The sequence below is a fragment of the Microbispora oryzae genome (genome assembly GCF_017896165.1).
GTDB lineage: Bacteria > Actinomycetota > Actinomycetes > Streptosporangiales > Streptosporangiaceae > Microbispora > Microbispora oryzae.
Genome location: NZ_JAFCNB010000002.1, coordinates 143,448 through 165,661, shown reverse-complemented (window position 1 = coordinate 165,661; position 22,214 = coordinate 143,448). Strand labels below are relative to the sequence as shown.

19 protein-coding genes are annotated in these 22,214 nt (G+C 72.1%); 12 read left to right on the top strand and 7 right to left on the bottom strand.

Annotated elements, in window-relative coordinates; genetic code table 11:
* Positions 1-160: 160 nt before the first annotated feature.
* From JOL79_RS34885 to JOL79_RS04310, 4 genes are all read left to right on the top strand, one after another.
* The gene (locus JOL79_RS34885; RefSeq protein WP_269143716.1) at positions 161-1,786 is read left to right on the top strand and encodes a serine/threonine protein kinase; all 1,626 of its coding nucleotides are present in this window, start codon (positions 161-163) and stop codon (positions 1,784-1,786) included.
* A gap of 123 nt (positions 1,787-1,909) precedes the next feature.
* A complete protein-coding gene (locus JOL79_RS04320) occupies positions 1,910-3,442 on the top strand; it encodes a circularly permuted type 2 ATP-grasp protein (protein ID WP_210154345.1) in 1,533 nt (510 codons plus the stop codon).
* 26 nt (positions 3,443-3,468) lie between these two features.
* Complete coding sequence (locus JOL79_RS04315; RefSeq protein WP_210154344.1) at positions 3,469-4,434, top strand: alpha-E domain-containing protein; 966 nt, start codon at positions 3,469-3,471, stop codon at positions 4,432-4,434.
* Positions 4,419-5,252, top strand: a complete 834-nt coding sequence (locus JOL79_RS04310; protein ID WP_210154343.1) for a transglutaminase family protein — start codon at positions 4,419-4,421, stop codon at positions 5,250-5,252. The genes JOL79_RS04315 and JOL79_RS04310 overlap by 16 nt, the downstream gene beginning before the upstream one ends.
* An 18-nt stretch (positions 5,253-5,270) precedes the next feature.
* On the opposite strand, the gene JOL79_RS04305 is transcribed toward JOL79_RS04310, so the two are convergent.
* From JOL79_RS04305 to ligD, 3 genes are all read right to left on the bottom strand, one after another.
* Complete coding sequence (locus JOL79_RS04305; protein ID WP_307848303.1) at positions 5,271-6,473, bottom strand: cytochrome P450; 1,203 nt, start codon at positions 6,471-6,473, stop codon at positions 5,271-5,273.
* 60 nt (positions 6,474-6,533) lie between these two features.
* Positions 6,534-8,027 carry an arabinosylfuranosidase ArfA gene (gene arfA / locus JOL79_RS04300; RefSeq protein WP_210154342.1) on the bottom strand — a complete coding sequence of 498 codons (1,494 nt, stop codon included), beginning with the start codon at positions 8,025-8,027 and terminating at the stop codon, positions 6,534-6,536.
* Positions 8,028-8,096: 69 nt separating this feature from the next.
* Positions 8,097-9,068, bottom strand: a complete 972-nt coding sequence (ligD, locus tag JOL79_RS04295; RefSeq protein ID WP_210154341.1) for a non-homologous end-joining DNA ligase — start codon at positions 9,066-9,068, stop codon at positions 8,097-8,099.
* Between the two features lie 73 nt (positions 9,069-9,141).
* On the opposite strand from ligD, the gene JOL79_RS04290 reads away from it, so the two are divergent.
* The 3 genes from JOL79_RS04290 to JOL79_RS04280 all read left to right on the top strand — a co-directional run bounded on the left by JOL79_RS04290 (position 9,142) and on the right by JOL79_RS04280 (position 12,148).
* On the top strand, positions 9,142-9,606 hold the full coding sequence (locus JOL79_RS04290; protein WP_210154340.1) for a protein-tyrosine phosphatase family protein: 465 nt from the start codon (positions 9,142-9,144) through the stop codon (positions 9,604-9,606).
* Between the two features lie 203 nt (positions 9,607-9,809).
* The gene (locus tag JOL79_RS04285; RefSeq protein ID WP_210154339.1) at positions 9,810-11,228 is read left to right on the top strand and encodes an alkaline phosphatase PhoX; all 1,419 of its coding nucleotides are present in this window, start codon (positions 9,810-9,812) and stop codon (positions 11,226-11,228) included.
* A gap of 182 nt (positions 11,229-11,410) precedes the next feature.
* The gene (locus JOL79_RS04280; protein WP_210154338.1) at positions 11,411-12,148 is read left to right on the top strand and encodes a hypothetical protein; all 738 of its coding nucleotides are present in this window, start codon (positions 11,411-11,413) and stop codon (positions 12,146-12,148) included.
* A 148-nt stretch (positions 12,149-12,296) separates the two neighbouring features.
* Here the strand turns inward: JOL79_RS04280 and JOL79_RS04275 are convergent, their stop codons facing one another.
* On the bottom strand, positions 12,297-12,860 hold the full coding sequence (locus JOL79_RS04275; RefSeq protein WP_210154337.1) for a MarR family winged helix-turn-helix transcriptional regulator: 564 nt from the start codon (positions 12,858-12,860) through the stop codon (positions 12,297-12,299).
* 66 nt (positions 12,861-12,926) lie between these two features.
* Positions 12,927-13,463 (bottom strand): NUDIX hydrolase family protein, encoded by a 537-nt coding sequence (locus JOL79_RS04270; RefSeq protein ID WP_210154336.1) that lies wholly within the window; start codon positions 13,461-13,463, stop codon positions 12,927-12,929.
* 284 nt (positions 13,464-13,747) lie between these two features.
* Between JOL79_RS04270 and JOL79_RS04265 the strand changes: the two genes are divergently transcribed.
* On the top strand, positions 13,748-16,054 hold the full coding sequence (locus JOL79_RS04265) for a rhamnogalacturonan lyase family protein (RefSeq protein ID WP_210154335.1): 2,307 nt from the start codon (positions 13,748-13,750) through the stop codon (positions 16,052-16,054).
* A gap of 166 nt (positions 16,055-16,220) precedes the next feature.
* Positions 16,221-16,727, top strand: a complete 507-nt coding sequence (locus tag JOL79_RS04260; RefSeq protein WP_210154334.1) for a vitamin K epoxide reductase family protein — start codon at positions 16,221-16,223, stop codon at positions 16,725-16,727.
* A 24-nt stretch (positions 16,728-16,751) separates the two neighbouring features.
* On the opposite strand, the gene JOL79_RS04255 is transcribed toward JOL79_RS04260, so the two are convergent.
* Positions 16,752-19,118 (bottom strand): hypothetical protein, encoded by a 2,367-nt coding sequence (locus JOL79_RS04255; protein ID WP_210154333.1) that lies wholly within the window; start codon positions 19,116-19,118, stop codon positions 16,752-16,754.
* A gap of 270 nt (positions 19,119-19,388) precedes the next feature.
* Here JOL79_RS04255 and JOL79_RS04250 point away from each other — a divergent pair, with 270 nt between their 5' ends.
* Together JOL79_RS04250 and JOL79_RS04245 are read left to right on the top strand one after the other, a co-directional pair.
* On the top strand, positions 19,389-19,796 hold the full coding sequence (locus JOL79_RS04250; protein WP_210154332.1) for a ribonuclease domain-containing protein: 408 nt from the start codon (positions 19,389-19,391) through the stop codon (positions 19,794-19,796).
* Between the two features lie 8 nt (positions 19,797-19,804).
* On the top strand, positions 19,805-20,233 hold the full coding sequence (locus tag JOL79_RS04245; RefSeq protein ID WP_210154331.1) for a barstar family protein: 429 nt from the start codon (positions 19,805-19,807) through the stop codon (positions 20,231-20,233).
* Between the two features lie 160 nt (positions 20,234-20,393).
* Here JOL79_RS04245 and JOL79_RS04240 read toward each other — a convergent pair whose 3' ends face one another.
* Positions 20,394-21,734, bottom strand: a complete 1,341-nt coding sequence (locus tag JOL79_RS04240) for an HNH endonuclease signature motif containing protein (protein WP_210154330.1) — start codon at positions 21,732-21,734, stop codon at positions 20,394-20,396.
* 129 nt (positions 21,735-21,863) lie between these two features.
* Between JOL79_RS04240 and JOL79_RS04235 the strand changes: the two genes are divergently transcribed.
* On the top strand, positions 21,864-22,166 hold the full coding sequence (locus tag JOL79_RS04235; protein ID WP_210154329.1) for a hypothetical protein: 303 nt from the start codon (positions 21,864-21,866) through the stop codon (positions 22,164-22,166).
* Positions 22,167-22,214: the final 48 nt, after the last annotated feature.

Sequence of the window (22,214 nt, the reverse complement as noted above, 5' to 3'; positions counted from 1 at the left end):
CGTGAAAAGAAAGCATATAAATCGAGGCCGTTCCCGTCCGGGCTCGTCGACGGCCTGTGGAAAACGTCCCGGCTGGGTAAAGGTCCTTTCCGGAGGCCGATTCCGGCCCGAGTGGTTAGAGTCTCCACCGACGTGCCGTCTACCCCCACGCGGAGAGTCGATGCCGGTCGCGCAGCCGCTGGAGCCCGGCGATCCCGTACGCCTCGGGTCGTATCGCATCACCGGCAGGCTCGGCGAGGGCGGCCAGGGCGCCGTCTACCTGGGGGAGACGGAGAGCGGAGAGCCCGTCGCGGTGAAACTCTTCCATGCCCGGCTCGGGCAGGACCCGGCGGCCCGTGAGGGGTTCGCCCGCGAGGCGGAGCTGGCCCGGCGGGTCGCCCGCTTCTGCACCGCCCAGGTGCTGGAATTCGGCATGGAGGGCAGCCGGCCCTACATCGTCAGCGAGTACGTGCCCGGCCCGGCGCTGCACGAGGTGGTGACGGCGGAGGGCCCGCGCGCGGGCAGCGCGCTCGAACGGCTCGCGATCGGCACGGCCACCGCCCTCGTCGCGCTGCACGACGCGGGGGTCATCCACCGCGACTTCAAGCCGCAGAACGTGCTGCTCGGACCGGACGGCCCCCGCGTCATCGACTTCGGGATCGCCCGTGCCCTGGCGGGCACGAGCACGATGACCAGCCAGGTCGTCGGCACCCCCGCCTTCATGGCGCCGGAGCAGGTGGCGGCGGGCGAGCTGACCTTCGCGCTCGACATCTTCGCGTGGGCGTCCACCATGGCGTTCGCCGCCGTCGGCCGGCCGCCGTTCGGGTCCGACGCCATCCCCGCGATCATCAACCGGCTGCTCTACCAGGAGCCCGACCTCGACGGGGTCGAGGGACCGCTGCACGGGCTGCTGGTCCGTTGCCTGGCCAAGGACCCGGCCGGACGGCCGTCCGCCCAGGAGGTGCTCGACCATCTCGTCCGGATGCGGCACGACGAGCCGGCGGCGGGCAAGCCCACCGGATCAGCGTCCACCGGATCAGCGTCTAAGGCATCCCCGTCCGAAGGATCAGCGTCCGCCGGTTCCGCGTCCACGGGGCCCACCGGTCCCAGGGGGACGGGTACGGGACCCACCACGGAACCCGCGGATCGGGCGGCCGGGCGGCGCCGCCGGATCAGGGCGGCGGCCGTGTCGGCGGTCGTCGCCGCGGCGGCGGCCACTGCCGTGCTCGTCGTCACGATGCTGCCGCCGGCCCACGTGGCGGCGCGGCGGGACGCGAACGCGGTCACCGGCACGGCCGGCGCGCTCACCCCGTCCGCCGCGGGCCCAGGGGCGGCCCCCGCCGACGGGCCCGTCACCCCCCGGGCCACGGCAGGAGGCGCCGCCGGGAACGGCTCCGCGGCCAAGCCGGCGCACTCGCCCGGCTCCCGCCCCACGACCCCACCCGCGACCCGGCGGCCGGTCCGCACCACCACGGCGAGGCCGACCCGGGGCGGCACGCCCGCCCCCAAGCCGTCCCCCTCCGCCCCGCCGGCCACGCCGCCGGACCGGCCCTCGCCGACGCCGCCGGCGAAGCGGGTCGTGGAACTCGGCCCCGGCCACTTCACCGAATACTGCGTGTCACTCGGCTGGGAGTGGGTCGAGTACCGCACGACCCCCAGCCCGGGCGCCTACTGCGTGAAGCGGAAGGGCGACACGATGTTCCTCACCCAGGGCATGCGCGACGCCGGGTGCCGCTGGCGCTTCCACGAGGCCGACGCCTTCCACCGGTTCAAGGGCAGGTCTAACTACTGCTACGGCTATCGGTGACAAGACTGTGACATTCTGTGGTGGACTGTGACAGACTGTGACAAGGCCCCGGGCAACGGCCCGGCCATCGACTTGATACATACCTCCCCATCGGCGGAAACATAGGGTTCCTACGCTCCGCACATGGCCGACATATTCGACTCATATGCCCTGGCCGACGCGTGGGACGAGATGTTCGAGCGGCCGGGCCTGCCCCGTCCGGCCTACCAGGGGCTGTTCGCGGCCCTGCAACCGCTGGGGGCCGACGAGCTGCGTCACCGCGCCGACCAGCTCGCCCGTGTCTTCACCGACCGGGGGGTGACGTTCGACTACGCGGGCGAGGAACGTCCCTTTCCGCTCGATCTCATCCCCCGCGTGCTCGACGCGGCCGAATGGGATCTGATCGCCCGGGCCGTACGGCAGCGGGTGCGCACGCTGGAGGCGTTCCTCGACGACGTCTACGGCGCGCGCCAGGTGTTCCACGACGGGGTGGTGCCGTGGCGGCTGCTGCACTCCTCGCCGCACTTCCACCGGGTCGCCGACGGCATCTCCGTGCGGGTACGGGTGCACGTCGCGGGCATCGACATCGTCAGGGACGAGCGCGGCGACTTCCGGGTGCTTGAGGACAACGTCCGCACCCCGAGCGGGGTGAGCTACGTTCTGGAGAACAGGCTGGCGATGAGCCGCACGCTGCCGGCGCTCTTCGCGGAGCAGCGGGTCCGCCCGGTCGACGAATATCCGGGCCGCCTCCTGGCCGCGCTGCGCAAGGCCGCGCCCGACCACGTGAACGACCCGACCGTGGTCGTCCTCACGCCCGGGGTCTACAACGCGGCCTACTTCGAGCACGCCCTCCTGGCCCGCCTCATGGGCGTGGAGCTCGTGGAGGGCCGCGACCTGGTCTGCGAGAACAACCGGGTGCACATGGTGACGACGAACGGCAGGCGGCCGGTCCACGTCATCTACCGGCGGGTCGACGACGAGTACCTGGACCCGCTGCACTTCCGCTGGGACTCCACCCTTGGCTGCCCCGGCCTGCTCAACGCCGCCCGCTCGGGCAACGTGGCGATCGCCAACGCCGTGGGCAACGGGGTGGCGGACGACAAGCTGATCTACACCTACGTCCCCGACCTCATGCGCTACTACCTGGGAGAGGAGCCGCTGATCCCGAATGTGGAGTCCTACCGGCTGGAGGACGCCGGCATGCTCGACTGGGTCCTCGGCAACCTGGGCGACCTCGTGCTCAAGCCCGTGGACGGCGCCGGGGGGAAGGGCATCGTGATCGGGCCCCGGGCGTCGGAGCAGACGCTCGCGGCGCTGGCCCGGGCGGTACGGTCCGACCCGCGCGGCTGGGTGGCGCAGCGGCCGGTGGCCCTGTCGACGTCGCCCAGCATGATCGGCGACCGGCCGCGTCCCCGGCATGTGGACCTGCGCCCGTTCGCCGTCAACGACGGGGACGACGTGTGGCTGCTGCCCGGCGGGCTCACCCGCGTGGCCCTGCCGGAGGGCGAGCTGGTGGTCAACTCCAGCCAGGGGGGCGGCTCCAAGGACACGTGGGTCCTGCCGGACGAGCCCGCCCGGCCGGCACCACCACCACAGCCGGCCGCGCTGCGAGGGGCCGCGCCCCCGGCCTGGTGGGAGCCGAGCCGCAGGGCGGCGTGGGACGCCGAGCAGCAATGATGGAAAGGGACCATGGGGGAGGCCCGATGAACAGGGAGCTGCTCAGCCGCATCGCGGAGACGCTGTACTGGATCGGCCGATACGTGGAGCGCGCAGACGACATCGCCCGGCTCCTCGACGTCGCGCTGCGCCGGTCGCTCGCCGGGGAGGAGGACGGCTCCGCGGTGTTCGCCATCCTCGGTCACCCCGGCGAGCCGGGGGACAGCCGGCCCCCGACCGCCGAGACGATGGTGCGGCGGCTGGCCTACGACGCGGGGGAACCGAGCTCGATCGCCGGGTGTGTCCGCGCGGCGAGAGAGAACGCCCGGGGCGTGCGGGACATCATCTCCAGCGAGGCGTGGGAGTGCCTCAACGTCACCTGGAACGAGCTCCCGGTCGTGCGCGGCGACGCCGAGCGGCTCGGGCCGCACGTCTTCCTCCGGTACGTCCGGGAGCGGGCGGCGATGTTCTCCGGGCTGGCCGACGCCACGATGAGCAGGGACGACGGCTGGCGCTTCATCGTGCTCGGCCGGAGCCTGGAGCGGGCGGACATGACCTCCCGGCTGCTCGCGGTCTATCACTCGTCCGTCGCGGACCCGTCCGATCCGGCGTCGCCGACCTGGCGGCTCCTGCTTGAGGCGTGCGGAGCCGACGAGTCGTTCACCCGCATCCATCGGGGCGACCGGGACCGGGTGGTGGAGTTCCTGCTGCTGGACCGGCTGTTCCCCCGCTCGGTCATGCACGCCCTGACCACGACCGAGCGGTGCCTCGCCGAGCTGGCCCCCTACCTCGGCCGGGCCGGCATGGCCGACCCCGCGCGCGCCGCCATCGGCCGGATCCGCACGACCCTGGAGTACACGGAGGCGGACGCGCTGCCCGCCGGGCTGCCCGAGATCCTGTCGGCGCTGCAGGAGGCGGTCACGGCGGCCACCGGCGCGATCACCGGCCGTTTCTTCCAGCACACCGCCCCGGCGGGCTGGGTGAGAGGAGGCTCGGCATGGGCTGGCGTATGAAGATCGTCCATGTCACCCGCTTCGACTACGAGGGCACGGCGGCCGCGTCCTACAACGAGGTCAGGATGTCGCCCGCGGACGACCGCGGGCAGATCGCGCTCGAACGGCGCCTGATCGTCGAGCCGGCCACGCCGGTCTGGACGTACACCGATCACTGGGGGACGCTGGTCGGCGTCTTCGACCTGCCGAACCCGCACCGGTCGCTGACGGTCACCTCCGTCAGCCGGGTCGAGACCTTCCCGCCGGCGCCGCTCGCCCCGCCGCTCGGCTGGGACGAGCTCCGCGCCGCCGGCGGGCCGGTCACCGAGATGCTCCGCTCCACGCCGTACACCACGGTCTCGGCGGAGCTGGCCGAGGCGGCGCGCGAGCGGGCCGCCGGCCGCGACCCGCACGATGCCGCCGAGGCCATCGCCTGGAACGTCAACGAGGAGGTCGCCTATGTGCCGGGCGCGACCGGCGTGAGCACCAGCGCGCAGGAGGCGTGGGAGCACGGCAAGGGTGTCTGCCAGGACATGGCCCACCTCACGGTGGCGTTGCTGCGCGCCGCCGGCGTCCCCGCGAGGTACGTCTCCGGCTACCTGCACCCGCAGCCGGACGCCGCCGTGGGCGAGACGGTCGTCGGGCAGAGCCACGCCTGGGTCGAGTACTGGACCGGGCAGTGGAACGCCCTCGACCCCACCAACCGCACCAGGGCCGGTGAGCCCTACGTCGTGGTGGCCAGGGGACGCGACTACGCCGACGTGCCGCCCATCAAGGGCGTCTACCAGGGCCCGCCGAGCCACCAGGAGGTCAGGGTGGAGGTGACGCGGCTCGCCTGACCCACGGTCCCCGATCGGCTACCAGGCCACGAGCAGCGACTCCACGCCGTAGACGATGTTGAACTCCCGGTAGTCGGGCTCGGGACCGGCCAGGCGCAGCCCGGGGAAGCGGCGCAGCAACGCGGGGAACGCGATGCGCAGCTCCATCCGGGCGAGCGGCGCGCCGAGGCAGTGGTGCACCCCGTGGCCGAACGCGACGTGGCCCGCCGCGTCCCTGGTCAGGTCGAGCGTCTCCGGGTCGGGCATGAAAGCGGGGTCGCGGTTGGCGGCGGGCAGGGAGCAGACCACCAGCTCACCCGGGCCGATCGTCTGGCCGCCGATCGTCACCTCGGTCGTGGTGACCTTGAACGTGCCCGCGTGGACGACGCTGAGCCAGCGCAGCAGCTCCTCCACCGCGGCGTCGACCGCGCCCTCGACCGTCTCGGGCCGGTCGCGCATCAGCTTGAGCTGGTCGGGGTGGCGCAGCAGGGCCAGCGTGCCGAGGCCAAGCATGTTCGAGGTGGTCTCGTGCCCGGCCATCAGCAGCAGCATGCCGATGCCGCTCAGCTCCGCGTCGGTCAGGTCGTCGCCGTGCTCGCGCACCAGCATGCCGAGCAGCGAGTCGTCCGGCGCCGCCCGCTTGCGGTCGACCAGCTCGGTGATGTAGCCCCTGGCGTCGATGTTGGCGGCGCGGCGCCGCTCGATGGGCTCGGACAGGTCAAGGATCAGCCGCGACCGCTCCTGGAAGTCCGCCCGGTCCTCGTACGGCACGCCGAGCAGCTCGCAGATGACCAGCGAGGGGACCGGCAGCGCGAACGACGCCACGAGGTCGGCCGGAGATCCGCCGCGCTCCAGGGCGTCGAGGTGGTCGTCGACGATCTCCCGGACCCGCGGCTCCAACCGGCGGATCCGGCGGCCGGTGAACTCCCCGGCCAGCATGCGGCGGAGCCGGGTGTGGTCGGGGGGATCGAGCGCGAGCAGGTTGCCGGCCCGGAGGTAGGCGGCCTGCTCCTCGCTCATCGGCGGCGCGGTGGCCACGGGGGGAACCTGCTGGATGCTGAACCGCTCGTGGTCGCTCAGCACCTGCCGGACATCCGCGTGCCGGGTCACCAGCCAGACCTCGCGGCCGAAGATCGTCGGCGTCTTCCGCACGCCCTCCTCGTCCCGCAGCCGCCCGAGCTCCGAGTCGGGCGCGAACCCGTCCCGCCGCATGAACAGTGGCGGCGCCGCCGTGTCGCTCACGTGCCCTCCCCGAAAGATCCAATTTACCGATATATCGATCGTAGCCCCGGGAGACGGAGGTCAGGCGGTCAGGCGGATCACATTCCACGAGACCGGCGGCAGCACCACGCGGAGCGGGTCGGAGCGGTGATCGGTGTTGGGCCGGGGCGTCACCCGGGTGGGGTCGTCCGCGGTGTTGCGGGCGTAGGGGTCGGCGCCGCCGAGGGTGCTCACCTCGGCGATCCGCACGTCGCCGAGCGCCCGCGCGTCGATCTCCAGCTCCAGCGACTCCTCGACGGAACGGTTGACGGCGAACAGGACGGTTCCCTCGTCGCCGCGGGTGGCGACGGTGTGGAGCAGCGGGACCTCGCCGTACGCGGCCGTCTCGTGCACGGGGGAGAGGGATTCCACCCGCAGGACCTCGCCGGAGGCGTATCTCGCGGCCTGCGCGAACGGGTGGAAGGTGGTCTGCCGCCACACCCGGCCGCCCGGCTCCGTCATGATCGGCGCGATGACGTTGACGAGCTGGGCGAGGCTCGCGGCGGTCACCCGGTCGCTGTGCCGCAGCAGGGTGATCAGCAGGCTGCCCACGACGACGGCGTCGGCGAGGTGGTAGTGGTCCTCCAGCAGCGGCGGCGCCACCGGCCAGTCGACGGTCGGCTGCTGAGCCTGGACCCGGCTCATGTACCAGACGTTCCACTCGTCGAACGACAGGTTGATCCGCTTACGCGAGCCGGTCCTGGCACGCACGTGGTCGGCGGTCGCGACGACGGAGGAGATGTAGTGCTCCATGTCGGCCGCGCTGGCCAGGAACGACGCGAGGTCTCCGGCCTTCTCCTCGTAGTAGGCGTGGCAGGAGATGAAGTCGACGAGGTCGTAGGTCTCCTCCAGGACCGTCGCCTCCCAGGCGCCGAACGTCGGCATGGAGGCGCCGGAGCTGCCGCAGGCGACCAGTTCGAGCCCCGGGTCGATCATGCGCATCGCCCTGGCCGTCTCGGCGGCGAGCCGTCCGTACTCACGGGCCGTCTTGTGGCCCACCTGCCAGGGCCCGTCCATCTCGTTGCCGAGGCACCACATGCGGACGCCGTGCGGCTCCTTGGCGCCGTTGGCCACCCGCAGGTCCGACAGCGTGGTTCCGGACGGCACGTTGCAGTACTCCAGCAGGTCGAGGGCCTCCTGGACGCCCCGGGTGCCGAGGTTGACCGCCATCATCGGCTCGACGCCGGCCTTGGCCGTCCACCGGACGAACTCGTCGACGCCGACCTCGTTCGGCTCCGTGCTGTGCCAGGCGAGGTCGAGCCGGCGGGGCCGCCGCTCGACCGGGCCCACGCCGTCCTCCCAGCGGTAGCCGGAGACGAAGTTGCCCCCCGGGTAGCGGATCGTGGTCACCCCGAGCTCGCGCGCGAGGGCCAGCACGTCGCCGCGGAAACCGTCCTCGTCGGCGGTGGGATGACCGGGTTCGTAGATCCCCGTGTAGACGCAGCGGCCGAGGTGCTCGACGAACGCGCCGAAGGTCCGCCGGTGCACGGGGGCCACGCGGAACGCGGGGTCGAGGGTGAGCTGCGCCTGGAGCACGAGATCTCCTGTCGGGAGGCCCCGGCTCATCCGGCCGGGGGGGTCGGACGGGTCGCCTGATTGTTAGCTTTATCGCCCATCGGGGTCAATAGCGGAACGGCGGGCGCGGGCGCGCCGCCTCCCCTCGTGCATCGCCTGCACCCGGGCCACCGGGATGGTGTGACCCTCCTCGACCAGGTCGGCGGGCAGCGCCTGGGGACCCGGCATGAGCTCCGTCCAGGGGTCGCGTCCGTCGAGGGCGCGAGCGGCCGTGCGCACGGTGAAGTCGCCCGGCGCGACGTCGTCGAGGTCGTCCCAGGCCACCGGGAACGACACGGGAGCCCCCGGCCTGATCCGCGGGCTGTAGGCCGCCACGACGGTCGCGCCGCCGGCCCGCGTCGAGTCGAGGAACACCTTGCCCGCCCGGTCGTCCCTGATGAACGCCGTCGTGGCCAGATCCGGATCGACGCGCTCGGCCCGGGCCGCGAGCGCGCGGGTGGCCGCCGCCACGTCCTCCGCCGGCGCTCCCTCCTCCAGCGGGACGAACACGTGCAGGCCCTTCGCGCCGCTGGTCTTGACCGCCCCCGCCATGCCCGCGCCGGCGAGGGCTGTGCGGACCAGCCGGGCGGCGGCGACGGCGGCGGGGAACGCCTCCCCGGACGGCGGGTCGATGTCGAGAACGAGGTGCGTGGGGGCGTCCCACCGGCCGGCGCGCACCAGGGCGGGGTGATACTCGACCGCCCGTTGATTGGCGAACCACAGCAACGTGCGGCGGTCGTCGCACAGCGCGTAGGAGATCTCCCGCTGGGAGGTCTCCGCCCACATGCCCACCCGATGGATCCAGGCCGGGGCGTACGACGGCAGGTTCTTCTGCATGAACGGCGGCTGGCCCTGCCGCACGCGGACCACCGAGAGCGGCCGGTCCCGCAGCGCCGCCACCATCGGGCCGTGCACGGCGTCCAGGTAGTCGACCAGGTCGCGTTTGGTCGCGCCCGCCTCGTCGAACAGCGGCTGGTCGAGGTTGGTGAGCGGCACTCCGTCGCGCACCTCGTCGGTGGTCATCCGGTCACCATGCCCCGGCATGGGCGGGACAATCAAGTGCACCGCGCGCGGCCCCGTCCGGCAGAATCCCGCCATGACGGCGTCACTTCCCGGAGCGTTGGAGCTGCCCGACGGCACGATGGTCCGCGGGCGCGGGCTGCGCGAACCCGCCCCTGGCGGCCCCGCGCCCGACTTCGGTCTCTACCTCGGGACGGCACGGCTACGCCGACGCCACGACGACGCGCTGACCTGGCCGCACGAGTGGGTCCCCTGGCCCGACTTCCTGCTTCCGCTCGACCGGCGGGCCGCCGCGGACGCGATCGTCCGCCTGCACCGGCGTGCCCGGTCCGGGCATCGGGTGGAGGTCGCCTGCTACGGCGGGGTGGGGCGCACCGGCACGGTGATCGCCTGCCTGGCCACGCTCGCGGGACTGCCGCCCGCCGACGCCGTCGCCTGGACCCGCGCGCACCACCGCCGCCGCGCGGCCGAGACCCCCTGGCAGCGCCGCTGGGTGACGTGGTTCTCGGCGTACGTCCGGCTCGGCGACCGGGACAGCTGAGCCGCCACCGCCGACCGCCGCCCCCCGAGCGCCGACGTCGAGCCACAGGGGCCACTTTTGATGTAATTTGTCCCCTTTTTCTCGTGGGTGCGCGGCGCATCATTCCCCACAAGTTCACCGGAGGCTATCGACCCCGGCAGAGGGCGTTCATACCGGAGCAATTGGATCACAGGGCCTGTCGAGTAACTGAAAGGTAATGACCTGTGAGCTCCTCCCTCTCCCGTCGGGACCTCCTCCGGACCGGTGCCGCCGGAGGCCTCGGTATCGCCATCGCGGGCAGCATCGAGGCTATCGCCGGTCCCGCCGCCGCCCAGGCCGCACAGGCGGGCCTCGGCAAGACCGTCGGATACGGCCCGGTCGTCGCCGACCCGGCCGGCCTCCTCGCCCTCCCCGCCGGTTTCCACTACAAGATCGTCGCCCAGGCCGGCACGACCAAGCTCGAGACCGGCGAGCCGACCCCCAGCGACGCCGACGGCACCGGCTGCTTCCAGTCGCGTAACGGGTTCGTCCTCGTCAACAACCACGAGATCGGCGGCGGTGAGCCGTACGGCGTGCCGACCCTGCCGGGTCTCACCTACGACACGGGCGCGCACGGCGGCACGACCAACATCGAGGTCGACCGCAAGGGCAACCGGGTCCGCGAGTACGTCAGCCTGGCGGGCACCCACAACAACTGCGCGGGTGGCATCACCCCGTGGGGCACCTGGCTCACCTGCGAGGAGACCGAGCAGCGCGCCGGGGGCGCCTTCCAGAAGGACCACGGCTACGTCTTCGAGGTCGACCCCTTCGACCGCGCCGCCAACCAGAACCCCGTGCCGCTGAAGTTCCTCGGCCGCTACAGCCACGAGGCCGTCGCGGTCAACCCGCACAACTCCGAGATCTACCTCACCGAGGACGCGAGCGGCCCGAACGGCCTGTACTTCCGCTGGACCCCGCCGAGGCACTTCCGGGCCGGCAAGGGCGCCCTGCGCTCGCTCGCGCTGAGCAATGGCGGCGACACCGCCGGCACCCTGCAGGCCATGCGGGCCCGTAAGGGCAGCAAGCACATCGCCGACCTGTCGGAGGCGACGCAGCCCGGCACCAAGTACAAGGTCGAGTGGGTCGACGTGCCGGACCGGGACGCCAAGACCACCTCGGTGCGCAAGCAGTTCACCGACGACCAGATCACCCGTAGCCGCAAGCTCGAGGGCGCGTGGTGGGGCGACGGCGGCGCGTACTTCGTCGCCAGCTACGCCCGGCACGACGACGGCAGCGTCAACGAGCACGACGGCCAGGTGTGGTTCTACGACCCCGAGTCGGAGACCATCACCCTGAAGACCATCTTCGGCGTCAACCCCGACCCCGAGCAGGACACCAACTACGACGGCCCGGACAACATCACCGTCTCGCCGTACGGCGGCGTCATCCTGGCCGAGGACGGCGAGGGCCTGTCGCACCTCGTCGGCGTCACGGACGGTGGCAAGCCGTACCCGATGGCCCGCAACGAGATCAACGACAGCGAGTTCACCGGCCCGACCTTCAGCCAGGACGGCCAGATCCTGTTCGCCAACATCCAGACCCCCGGCTACGTCTTCGCGATCACCGGTCCCTGGACCCAGAAGCACCACGGTCACCACCACTGACGGCTCCCCGGCCCGCACAAGGCGGCGTCGTCCCGTTCCGGCGTTCCGGAGCGGGACGGCGCCGTCCCGGCGTTTCTCCCCCCGCTTCCCACCTGGGATGAGAGAGGATTGCCGCGGGATTGCCACGGTGCCGGGCCGCTCGGGGCGCGCGCCCGGCCGACGGGGGAAGGGCCGGATGTCCCATGGCGCCGAATCACGCGCGTAGCCGCGTCACGCTGGGCCCGATCACGCTGGGCCCGATCACGCTGGGCCCAAACAGACTGGGCCCGATCACGCTGGGCCGAACCGCACCGGGCCGGATCCGGTCGCACCGCGGTCGCGGGGCCGGACCGGTCGCGGTCGCGGGCCTGATCGTGCTCGCCGGTTCGGGGGCGGTGTTCCTCGCCGGGTGCGGTTCGGACGGCGCGACGGTGCCCACCGCGCAGGTCGTGACGCACGCCGGGGCGCCGGCCGCCCAGCCCGAGGGATCCGGGCCCGTGCCCGATTCGCCCGTGCCCGACTCACCCGTGCCGGGCTCACCCGTGCCGGGCTCACCCGTTCCAGGCGTGCCCGCCGCGAGCACGCCCAGCGGCCTCGGGGCGTCCGACGGCACCCGGCTCGCCGCGTGCGAGGACGGTGACTGCGAGGTGGAGGTCCGCGAGGGCGACCGGCTGAAGATCGACCGGCGCTTCGGGCTCGACGCCCTCACCGTCTTGTCGGTCGGGCACGACACCCTCACCCTTGAGCTCACCGGGACGTCCTCCGGCCTGCACGTCCAGGGCCCACGCGTCAGCGTGCAGCGGGCCTGCACGAACGGCCGCTGCCGTGAACGGGGCGAGATGACCCTGTTCGCCGGCGTTCCCGGCCGGATCAACGACCTCGCGGTCGGCCTTGAGCGGACCGGCCCGTCGACCGCCGTCCTGTCGATCCACCACACCTGACAGTGACGATGTAAGTGACGATGTAAGTGACGATGTAAGCGATGACGTAAGTGCTGATGTAGATCAGCACCTCCCGCCAGGCTCGGCACCAGCCCACTCGGCGGCTTCCGCGCGGACCATGCGCACCGTGGGCGGAAGCGCGTGAGCGCTAATCATCGGCGGTCTCTCCCTCGCGGAAGCCGCTCATCGACGGTGCGTCGGAACGCGACGGCCCGCAGGCCCGACCGCCGTCGGGCGGGAACGGCACGCCGCCCGTCTCGGGGGCGAGCCGCTCCAGGACGAGGTGGGCGAGCTGCTCGAATATGGCGACCTCCGCCGCGGTGAGCCCGTCGAAGAACAGCCGGCGCACGGTCTCCGCGTAGCCGGGCGCGGCGGCGGCGATCGCCCGCCGGCCCTCGTCGGTGACGGTCACGAACGCTCCGCGGCCGTCGTCGGCGCACCGCTCGCGTCGCACCAGTCCCCGGCGCCGCATCCGGGTCAGGTGGTGGGACAGGCGGCTCTGCTCCCATTCGAGGGCGCGTTGCAGTTCGAACGGCCGGAGCCGCCCGTCCGGGCTCTCGGTGAGGTGGACGAGGACTTCGTAGTCGGGGAGCGACAGAGCCGACTCTGCCTGAAGCTCCCGATTCAGCTGGGCGGTCAGCCGGCCCTGCATCCGGAGGTACGCCCGCCAGGCGCGCTGCTGGCCGTCGTCGAGCCGCCCCCGGCTGTTCATGCCCTCTACCCTATCCCGGCCGTCCGGGGCAATAATGATGCGTCATCTACTGACCCGCCGGGACGGTCAGGGCAGTTGGCCGACGTGGGCCAGCGCCTGCCGGAGCAGGACGCCGTGGCCGCCCGACATCTCCTGCTGGACGGCCGGGGAGGCCGCCTCCTCCGGTGTGAACCACACCAGGTCGAGCGCGTCCTGCCGGGGGCGGCAGTCGCCCGCCACCGGCACGACGTACGCCAGGGACACGGCGTGCTGGCGCGGGTCGTGGTACGGCGTGACCCCCCTTGTGGGGAAATACTCCGCGATGGTGAACGGCTGCGGCGAGGCCGGGACGGCGGGCAGCGCGGTCGGCCCGAGGTCCTTTTCCAGGTGCCGCAGCAGGGCGTCCCGCACGCGCTCGTGGTAGAGCACCCGGCCGGAGACGAGCGCCCGGCTCACCGTGCCGTCGGATCCGATGCGCAGCAGCAGGCCGACGCGCGTCACCGATCCCTTGTCGTCCACCCGCACCGGAACGGCGTCGACGTAGAGGATCGGCATCCGCGCCCGCGCCGATTCCAGCTCGTCGGGATTGAGCCAGCCGGGCGTGGTCTCGGTCATCTCGGTCATTGATGGATCCTATTCAGGCGTGCTCGGGGCCAGGGCTTCCGGCCCGCGCCTCAGCCTACGGCCGGTCATGGGCGGGCTGACCTGGGCGGGGCCGGAGGTGTAATTTTCAGCCCCCCAGGTGGTCTTCTGTCCGCCCGACCCCAGGTGAGCGGGCCGAGGGAAGCGGCGCGGGAAGGTGACGATCTCGCCCTCGACGGACGCCGGGGGCACAATCGGCCATTGTCGCCACCGCCACCCCCCGTTCCCCCCCCACCGCCGCATCGCGAACGACCTGGAGGTCACCCATGCCGCGCGGACGTTCCCTTCTCGCCGTGGTCGCCGGCACGGCCACGATCGCCGCGGGATGGCTGGCCGCGGCGGTCCCCGCCAATGCCGCCCCGGCGTGCCGGGTCGACTACCAGGTGACCAACGAATGGCCGGGCGGATTCGGGGCGAACGTCACGATCACCAACCTCGGCGATCCCGTCAACGGATGGACGCTCACCTGGTCCTACTCGGCGGGGCAGACCATCACCCAGGCGTGGAACGCCACTGTGACCCAGAGCGGCGCGCAGGTCACGGCCAAGGACGCCGGCTACAACGGGGCCATCGCGACGGGCGCCACGGCGTCGTTCGGCTTCAACGGCTCGATGAGCGGATCGAGCAACCCCGCCCCGGCGAGCTTCTCGCTCAACGGCACCACCTGCACGGGCAGCGGGCCCACGACAAGTCCCAGCACGTCCCCGAGCCCGAGCGCCAGCCCCAGTGCCAGCCCCAGCGCCAGCCCGAGCGCCAGTGCCAGCCCGAGCGCCAGTGCCAGCCCGAGCGCGAGTCCGAGTGCCAGCCCGAGCCCTCCGAATGAGAACGGCCGGCAGATGGAGAAGCTCGACCGCGGGCTGATCAGCGTCAGGTCGGGCAACGGCAACCTGGTGTCGTGGCGGCTGCTCGGCACCGAGAGCATGAACACCGGGTTCGTCGTCTACCGTGGCTCGACCAGGCTCACCTCCACGCCGATCACCACCTCGACGAACTATTACGACTCCGGGGCGCCGGTCGACGCCTCGTACACCGTCCGGGCGGTCGTCGGCGGCAGCGAGCAGGAGGCGTCCGCGCCGTCCCTGCGGTTTGGCGACGGATATCTGGACGTGCCGATCCAGCCGCCGGGCGGCGGCACCACGCCGGACGGCGTCGCCTACACCTACAGCGCCAACGACGCCAGCGTCGGTGACCTCGACGGCGACGGGCAGTACGAGTTCGTCCTGAAATGGGATCCGTCCAACTCCAAGGACAACTCCCAGTCCGGCTACACGGGCAACGTCTACGTCGACGCGTACAAGCTGAACGGCACCCGCCTGTGGCGCATCGATCTCGGGCGCAACATCCGGGCGGGCGCGCACTACACGCAGTTCCAGGTGTACGACTACGACGGCGACGGCAAGGCCGAGGTCGCCATGAAGACCGCGGACGGCACCAGGGACGGCACCGGCCGGGTCATCGGCAACGCGTCGGCCGACTACCGCAACTCCTCCGGATATGTGCTGTCCGGTCCCGAGTATCTGACCATGTTCAGCGGGCAGACCGGCGCGGCCCTCTCCACCGTCAACTACGACCCGCCGCGCGGCACGGTCTCCTCGTGGGGAGACTCCTACGGCAACCGGGTCGACCGCTTCCTGGCCGCCACCGCCTACCTGGACGGCAAGCGCCCCTCGCTGATCATGTCCCGGGGCTACTACACCCGGACGGTGATCGCGGCCTGGGACTTCCGCAACGGCTCCCTGGTCGAGCGGTGGAAGTTCGACTCCGACTCCGCGGGCAGCCAGTACACGGGCCAGGGCAACCACAACCTGGCGGTCGCTGACGTCGACGCGGACGGCAAGGACGAGATCGTCTTCGGCGCGATGGCGATCAACGACAACGGCTCCGCGCTGTGGAACACCCGCAACGGGCACGGCGACGCGCTGCACGTGGGCGACCTCGATCCCGGACACGCCGGCCTTGAGGTGTTCAAGGTCGACGAGGACACCAGCAAGCCCGCCGCCTGGATGGCCGACGCCCGCACTGGCTCGATCCTGTGGAGCAACGCCTCCTGCGGCTGCGACAACGGACGCGGCGTCTCCGGTGACATCTGGGCCGGCAGTCCGGGCGCGGAGTCCTGGTCGTCCGCCGTCAGCGGCGTCTACAACACCAGAGGGCAGAACGTGGGCCGCAAGCCCGGCTCGGCGAACTTCCTGATCTGGTGGGACGCCGACCCCGTCCGCGAACTGCTCGACAGCACCCACATCGACAAGTACGGCACCGGCGGGGACACCCGGCTGCTCACCGGCAACGGCGTGGCGTCCAACAACGGCACCAAGTCGACGCCCACCCTCTCCGGCGACCTGTTCGGCGACTGGCGCGAGGAGGTCGTCTGGCGGACCAGCGACAACAGGGCGCTGCGCGTCTACAGCACGCCGACCGTCACCGACAGGCGGATCTACACGCTGATGCACGACCCGACCTACCGGCTGGCGATCGCCTGGCAGAACACCGCGTACAACCAGCCGCCGCACGCCGGCTTCTTCCTCGGCGACGGGATGAGCACCCCGCCGCAGCCGTCCATCTACCTGCGCTGAGCGCGGGGACGCGGGCCGGCCCGCCGCACCGGCCCGCGTTCTCCACCCCGGCTCCGCCGGGCCGCGTCGCCACTCCCGGCCCCGCTCCCTCCCGGCCCCGCTCCCTCCCAGCCCCGTTGATTGGGCCAGGACGTTGACGGGCCGGTGAGGTGGGTAGGCGAACGGCATGCACGACGGCCCGTCCTCGTTCCGAACCCGCGTGCCGGTGGCGCTGCTCGCGCTGCTCGGCTGCGCGATCTCGACCTATCTCGCCCTGTTCCAGTACGGCGTGATCGGCTCGGTCTGGGACCCGTTCTTCGGGGACGGCTCCCGCAAGGTCCTGACCTCGGCGATCTCGCGCATGCTGCCCGTATCCGACGCGACCCTCGGCGCGGTCGCCTACCTCGTCGAGGCGGTGCTCGAACTGTCCGGGGGACGCCGGAGGTGGCACGACCGGCCCTGGATCGTCGTCCTGCTCGGCCTCACGGCGGCCGTCCTCGCCTGCACCGGGGTGGCCCTGGTGATCGCGCAACCGCTGCTGACCGGGACCTTCTGCACGCTCTGCGTCACCTCGGCCGGCCTGTCCTGGCTCATCGCGCTGCTGGTCTCCCGCGAGGTGCGGGCCGCGCTGCTCCGCGTCAGGGAGCTGCGCAGGGACGGCCGGTCGCTGGTGTCCGCGGTACGCGGGACGTGAGCGCCGGCAACCGGTCGTCCGATATCAGGCTGTAGAGGCGTGCGCATCGGCCGGACCGCCCGGCTGGGCGGGGACACCGGCCGCACCGGCGGGCACGGCCGCCTCGCTCCCGGGTGGCTCCCCGTTCTCGCCGCAGGCGGCCGCGGTCAGGTAGGTCAGCGTCTCGTCGTACGGCGGGCAGAGCCAGTAGCCGGAGTGCCCGAGCATCCGGGGGAGCGGCTCTCCGGCCGCGGGTTGCGGCGGGTCCCAGCAGTAGCGGTCCACCTGCGGCTGCGTGCCCGCCGCCCCTGTGCCCGCCGTCGTGCCCGCTCCAGTGCCCGTGCCCGCCGGGTCCGGCTGCCCGGGCGGGGCGAAGGGGTCGACGCGCCGGAACACCGGGCCGCCGATGGGGTCGCTCAGCCGGTAGAGGTTCGACCACGGCACCGTACGGCGGATCTCGGAGAGGCTGGACGTGCCGAAGTAGGCGGGGAAGAAGCCGGCGTACAGGCGGCGCAGCGGCGATCCGTGGGTGAGCAGCCTGACCTTCGCCGTGACCTCCGGGGGAAGCTGCAGCACGAGGGCGGCGGCGATGACGCTGCCCTGGCTGTGGCCGGAGAGGATCACCTTGTCGTTCTCGTCGCGGGTGAGCGCGCCCACGCGGGCGACGAGCTCGGGGATGACGCGCTCGGTGTAACAGGGGGGTGCGAGCGGGTGGATCGCCCGCGGCCAGAAGGTCGAGATGTCCCAGATGATGCCCACCGTGCGCCGCAGCTTGGAGTCGCCGTAACTGCGGCGGCCCAGGAGCACGAGACCCACGATGATCGTGGCGAGGGCCCAGCTGCCGATCGACGTGAGAAACGCCGCGGCGCCGTCGGACGGGTTCATCCGATGCAGCTGGTAGATCACCGTCACCGTCGCGAAGGCGGCCAATCCGACGCCCGTCAGGAGACCGAGCGCGAGCCCCGCCCTGTCGGTGAGCGACGCGAGCGCCCACTTCCGCGCGACGTCGGCGCTGTTGGCCACGCCGTAGTACTGGCCGAGCGGCGGCTGGAACGCGCGGGCCGCCTTCCCGCGGAGCCACACGAGCAGGACCGCGACGAGCAGCGCGCCGACGACGAGTACGGGGAGTAGCGCGGCGGTCCACCACACGGGGTCGCCCAGGAACAGCTTCGCGCCGATCGGCTCGATCGGCCCGGGCTCCATGGACTCCGGCACGCCGAAGTAGGAGGCGGTCCAGAACATCAGGCCGAGGCCCAGCGTGTTCGCGCTGCCGATGGCGACCATCAGCACGAACCAGCTCGCCATCCCTCCCATGGCCCGTCGCTCGACGGGGTCGCGCGTACCCGGGTCCGGCCGGTCCATCCCGGCCAGCACGGCGGTGCCGATCAGGATGAACAGGGTCAGCGCGATCGTCAGGTCGAACTGGGCCTGGGCGGCTCCCGCCGACGGCAGCCGGTAGCCCGCTTCCGCGACGGGGACGCCCAGCGGCAGCCCGGTCAGCGCGAGCGCGAACGTGACGAGGAAAAGCGCCACCGACGTCCAGCGGAGCGCCACGCAGACCGTGTCGAGGACCGACGTCGCCGAACGGCCGTGGCCGGGATCGAGCCGGCGCGCGATCGCCGGCAGGGCCACAAGCACGGCCGCGATGAGCTGGACGACCCCGTTGGCCACCGTCAGAGCCAGCCCCCGGGGCGTGTGGACGAAGGGCGACGACACGGCCAGCCCGATCGATCCCACCGCGAACGCGATGTGCACCGCCCGCAGCCGCAGGACCGGCGCGGCGCCGTGCCACAGCCGTGGCTGGGCCAGGAGCAGTCCGGGCGGCGGGGTGTGGTGCTCCGGCATCCGGGTCATCTCGTCCCTGACCCAGGTCCGCCGGGCGGTCCACCAGAGGACGGCCACGACGGTGAAGGGGAGCAGTGAGGTGACGGCCAGCCGCGGTGACGGCGTGTCCCACACCTGGCCGATCCATCGCACCCAGGCCGGACCGGCGTCCCCGGTGCACGGGCGGCCCGGCCCGGTGCACTGCCAGCCGACGAGGTCGACGGCGGACACCGTCAGGGCGCTGACCAGCGTCCCGGTGAGGAGTAGCGCGAACAGCCGCAGCGCCGCCTCGACGGCGTGCCGCAGCCGGCGGCCGCGGGCCGGCCGGGGGAGCATGAAGTAGGCGAGGTTGGCCAGGGAGAACGGCAGCAGCAGCAACCACAGTGCGATGGTCTTCCCGCCCGACGTCAGACCGCCCCAGGCGTACGCCTCGCGTCGCCGCGTCTCCGGCACGTCGACCTGCTCGCCGGTCGGTTGCCCGCCCGGCCACCACCGGCGGTAGAACCCGGTGGTGCTGTCGCCGGCGACGAGCTGCGGATGTGGGTAGTTGAGCGTGTGCTCCGGTGGTGTCCCCGATACACCATGCACGCGGAGCTCGGTAACCCCTCGGAGGGAGGTATCGAGGAACCCGTCCATGCACAGCATCATGAGCCATTTCCTGCTCGTCCGCCTACGTAACGGATGCAGGCGCGGATGCGGGTTTCGCGGTCATTCGCTCGCCGGTCCCGGCTCCCCGTGTCGTCGGCTGCGCGCTCTGAAGTGTTCACCGTACCTTTGGCGGTCTTTGTCTATCTTGGCGGGCTCTGACCGCTGATCATGACTGGTGTTCGTGCCCCTGTGACCCCCCAAGGAGGCTCCGTGCACACCACTCCCCGTCCCTCACGGCCGGCGCTGTTCGTCGTCATGCTGGCCGCCGTCACGTCGCTGATCGCGCTCGTGGGCGTCACCCCCGCGCACGCGTCGGTGTACAGCTCCTGCACCATCTCCCGCTGCTCCGACGCCCGTTACGCCCAGTCGGTGTGGGCCTCGAAGGGCTACCCCACGTCGAGCGGCTGGTACTCCTGGCCCGACGGCAGGTACAACTACACTGGCGGTCGCTTCTACAACCGTGAGGGTGAGCTTCCCGCCAACGCCACCTACTACGAGTACGACGTGTACTCCAGGGCCAAGGGCGCCGCCCGCGACGCGTACCGGATCGTCGTCAACCGCAGCACCGGGGCCGTCTGGTTCTCGCCGAACCACTACACCGACTTCTACCGGCTCTAGGAACTCCGATGAACGCACGTCCGCTGCCGTCCTGGCTGACGGTGTCCGCTGACTCGGGCCCGGACTCCGGCCCAGACTCCGGTATCGGCTCAGACTCGGGCCCAGCCTCCGGTTTCGGCTCGGTGCCGGCGGTGCTCGACGGGCGTGCGTGCCGGACCCGCGCCGGCTTCTTCGAGGAGGCGGCGCGGGCCCTACACCTTCCCGGCTACTTCGGCAGAAACTGGGACGCCCTGTCCGACTCGCTCCGTGACGCCGGGCCGGTCACCCTGTCCGTATGGCATGCCGAGGACCTGCTCGCCGCCGAGCCCCCCGGGCAGTTCGCCGCCCTGCTGGCCGTCCTGGCCGTCGCCGCCGAGTCGGGGCTGACCCTCGCGCTGCACACCGATGAAGCCGGTGTCGCCGCCCTCCGCGCACGGGTGGCCGAGGCCCTCGCCTGATCCCGGCCGTCCGCCGGCCGCGCGGCTGTCTGGTCCCGTCCGCCGCCTGTCGTCTGTGGTTCGGGGGCATGCCGGCACCGCGTCCGGCGCGCGCCCCCGGAGAGCCGTCCGGGGGCGCGTCCGGCGCGCGCTGTGTTGCCCCGCTTGTGCGGGTGCTGTGTTAGCCGTCCGGTTCCTCCCGAGATGATGCGCGTTCGTATTTTCGGCGGTTGGGGTGGTGGAGGAGGGTCCAGGTGCCGTTGGGGTTGCGGTGGGTGGTGTAGCGGTGGGGGTGGGCGAATTTGTCGCGGTTGTGGAAGGTGCAGGCGGGGGCCAGCACGTCGAGGTTGGTCACGCCGTCGTCGATCCAGCCGTGGACGTGGTCGACCTCCGCCATGTCGGCGGGGATCGGGCACCCCTGGCAGTAACAGGTCGCGTATTGCGCCAGCAGTGCCTTCCGCTGGGCCGGGGTCGCCAGGCGGACCGAGCGGCCCATGTCCAGAACCTGTCCCTTGGCGTCCATCACCAGCCGGGTCAGGCGTGAGGTCCGGGCCAGCCGGTGGACGTCGCTGACGGGCAGCAGATGCCCGGTCGCGACGAGCAGCCCGGGGGCGAGCCGGTCGGGGGCGTGTCCGCAGGTGCGGCACGCGTCAGCCCGCGCTCCACCGCCGGCCTGCGCCTGCGCCTCCGCTGTCGCCTCCGCGTCGCCGCGCGTTCCCGTGGCCGCTGCCCGTGTCTCCGCGCGTGTCTCCGCGCGTGTCTTCGCGTCTGCGTCTGTGCCTGTGCCCGCGTCTGGGGCAGCGTTCGCAGCGGCGTCGTGGGGACCCGCCCGCTCGGGATCGACATCTGGTGGACCATCCGTTCCGGCCGGCGGAGCGTCCTGCGCGCCGGTCGGCGCGGCGTCATGTGTGCTGGGCGGTGGGGCGTCGAGATTGCCAGTGGTGGCGAGGATGTCGTCGGGGAGGGATTCGACGCGGACCATGACGAGGAGTTCGGTGGTGACCTTCTCGCTCAGCAGTGCGGCGAAGGCGTCGGCCTGGCGGACGCGGAGCGGCCGGTCGTCGTCCTTGGCCTTCGGCCGGGCGTAGGCGGTCATGAACTCCCGCAGCCGCGCCGCTGCCTCCCTGGGCAGGCGGAACTCACCCTCCACCCCACCGGTGTCGGACGGGCGGAGCAGCAGGAACCGGGACGCGTAGTCGTTCTTGCATTCTTCGACGAGGGTGCCGGGGTCGAGGATCTCCCGGATGTACCGGCCGGCCTTGGCCACCTCCGCACACGTCGCACTGCCGGCCAACTCCACCAGGATCGGCTCGGCTTCCGCCGCCTGCTCGTCGGTGAGCTTCGCCGTCACCGTCGTGATCACATCGACGGCCCCACCGGACAGGGACCCGGCCCCATAACGCTCCTCCACCAGGGGGAGGCGGGCCACCTCCGTGGCGAGGCGCAACCACCGCGACGCCTGCGCACCGGTCATCCCCGGACCACGCCGCACCACCCACGGCGCCCCCGGCACACCCCGCACGCCCAGAACATCCGGTGCTGACGCGTCCGGTGTGAGAGTGACCGGGGCTGACCCGTCCTGTGGGGGTGGGCTCGGCGGGGGTGGACTGGGTCTGTCCGACCGGAGCCACGAAGCGGTGGAGGCATGCCCATGGGACTTCGCCTCACCGGTGACGTTCACCCGGTGCAACCGGCCCGCCACCAGCGCACCCATCACATCCATCGCCTGAATCAGCGTCTCCGCCTCGTGGAAACACACCGCAGGACTGTCCGGCACACCCGCACGCGCCATCCCCGCGACCAAACCCAACACCACATCCGCGACATCACCGGCACGATAACCAGCCGCCGCATCACCGGCCGCGACGTCACCGGCCGCGACGTCACCGGCCGCACTGCCAGGGACGTCCCCATCCGAATCGGCCCCGCGAGTGGCTCTGCCTGGCTGCTCTGACGAGGGGGAACGGGGATCCAGACACGTACCCGCTAACAGGGATGGCAC

Bases quoted from the DNA above. Each gene is read 5' to 3' on its own strand.
- JOL79_RS04265 (WP_210154335.1), top strand. From the start codon at position 13,748: ATGCCGCGCGGACGTTCCCTTCTCGCCGTGGTCGCCGGCACGGCCACG.
- JOL79_RS04320 (WP_210154345.1), top strand. From the start codon at position 1,910: ATGGCCGACATATTCGACTCATATGCCCTGGCCGACGCGTGGGACGAG.
- ligD (WP_210154341.1), bottom strand. From the start codon at position 9,068: ATGACCACCGACGAGGTGCGCGACGGAGTGCCGCTCACCAACCTCGAC.
- JOL79_RS34885 (WP_269143716.1), top strand. From the start codon at position 161: ATGCCGGTCGCGCAGCCGCTGGAGCCCGGCGATCCCGTACGCCTCGGG.
- JOL79_RS04315 (WP_210154344.1), top strand. From the start codon at position 3,469: ATGAACAGGGAGCTGCTCAGCCGCATCGCGGAGACGCTGTACTGGATC.
- JOL79_RS04260 (WP_210154334.1), top strand. From the start codon at position 16,221: ATGCACGACGGCCCGTCCTCGTTCCGAACCCGCGTGCCGGTGGCGCTG.
- JOL79_RS04280 (WP_210154338.1), top strand. From the start codon at position 11,411: ATGGCGCCGAATCACGCGCGTAGCCGCGTCACGCTGGGCCCGATCACG.
- JOL79_RS04310 (WP_210154343.1), top strand. From the start codon at position 4,419: ATGGGCTGGCGTATGAAGATCGTCCATGTCACCCGCTTCGACTACGAG.
- JOL79_RS04275 (WP_210154337.1), bottom strand. From the start codon at position 12,860: ATGAACAGCCGGGGGCGGCTCGACGACGGCCAGCAGCGCGCCTGGCGG.
- JOL79_RS04270 (WP_210154336.1), bottom strand. From the start codon at position 13,463: ATGACCGAGATGACCGAGACCACGCCCGGCTGGCTCAATCCCGACGAG.
- JOL79_RS04290 (WP_210154340.1), top strand. From the start codon at position 9,142: ATGACGGCGTCACTTCCCGGAGCGTTGGAGCTGCCCGACGGCACGATG.
- JOL79_RS04245 (WP_210154331.1), top strand. From the start codon at position 19,805: ATGAACGCACGTCCGCTGCCGTCCTGGCTGACGGTGTCCGCTGACTCG.
- JOL79_RS04235 (WP_210154329.1), top strand. From the start codon at position 21,864: ATGGGACTTCGCCTCACCGGTGACGTTCACCCGGTGCAACCGGCCCGC.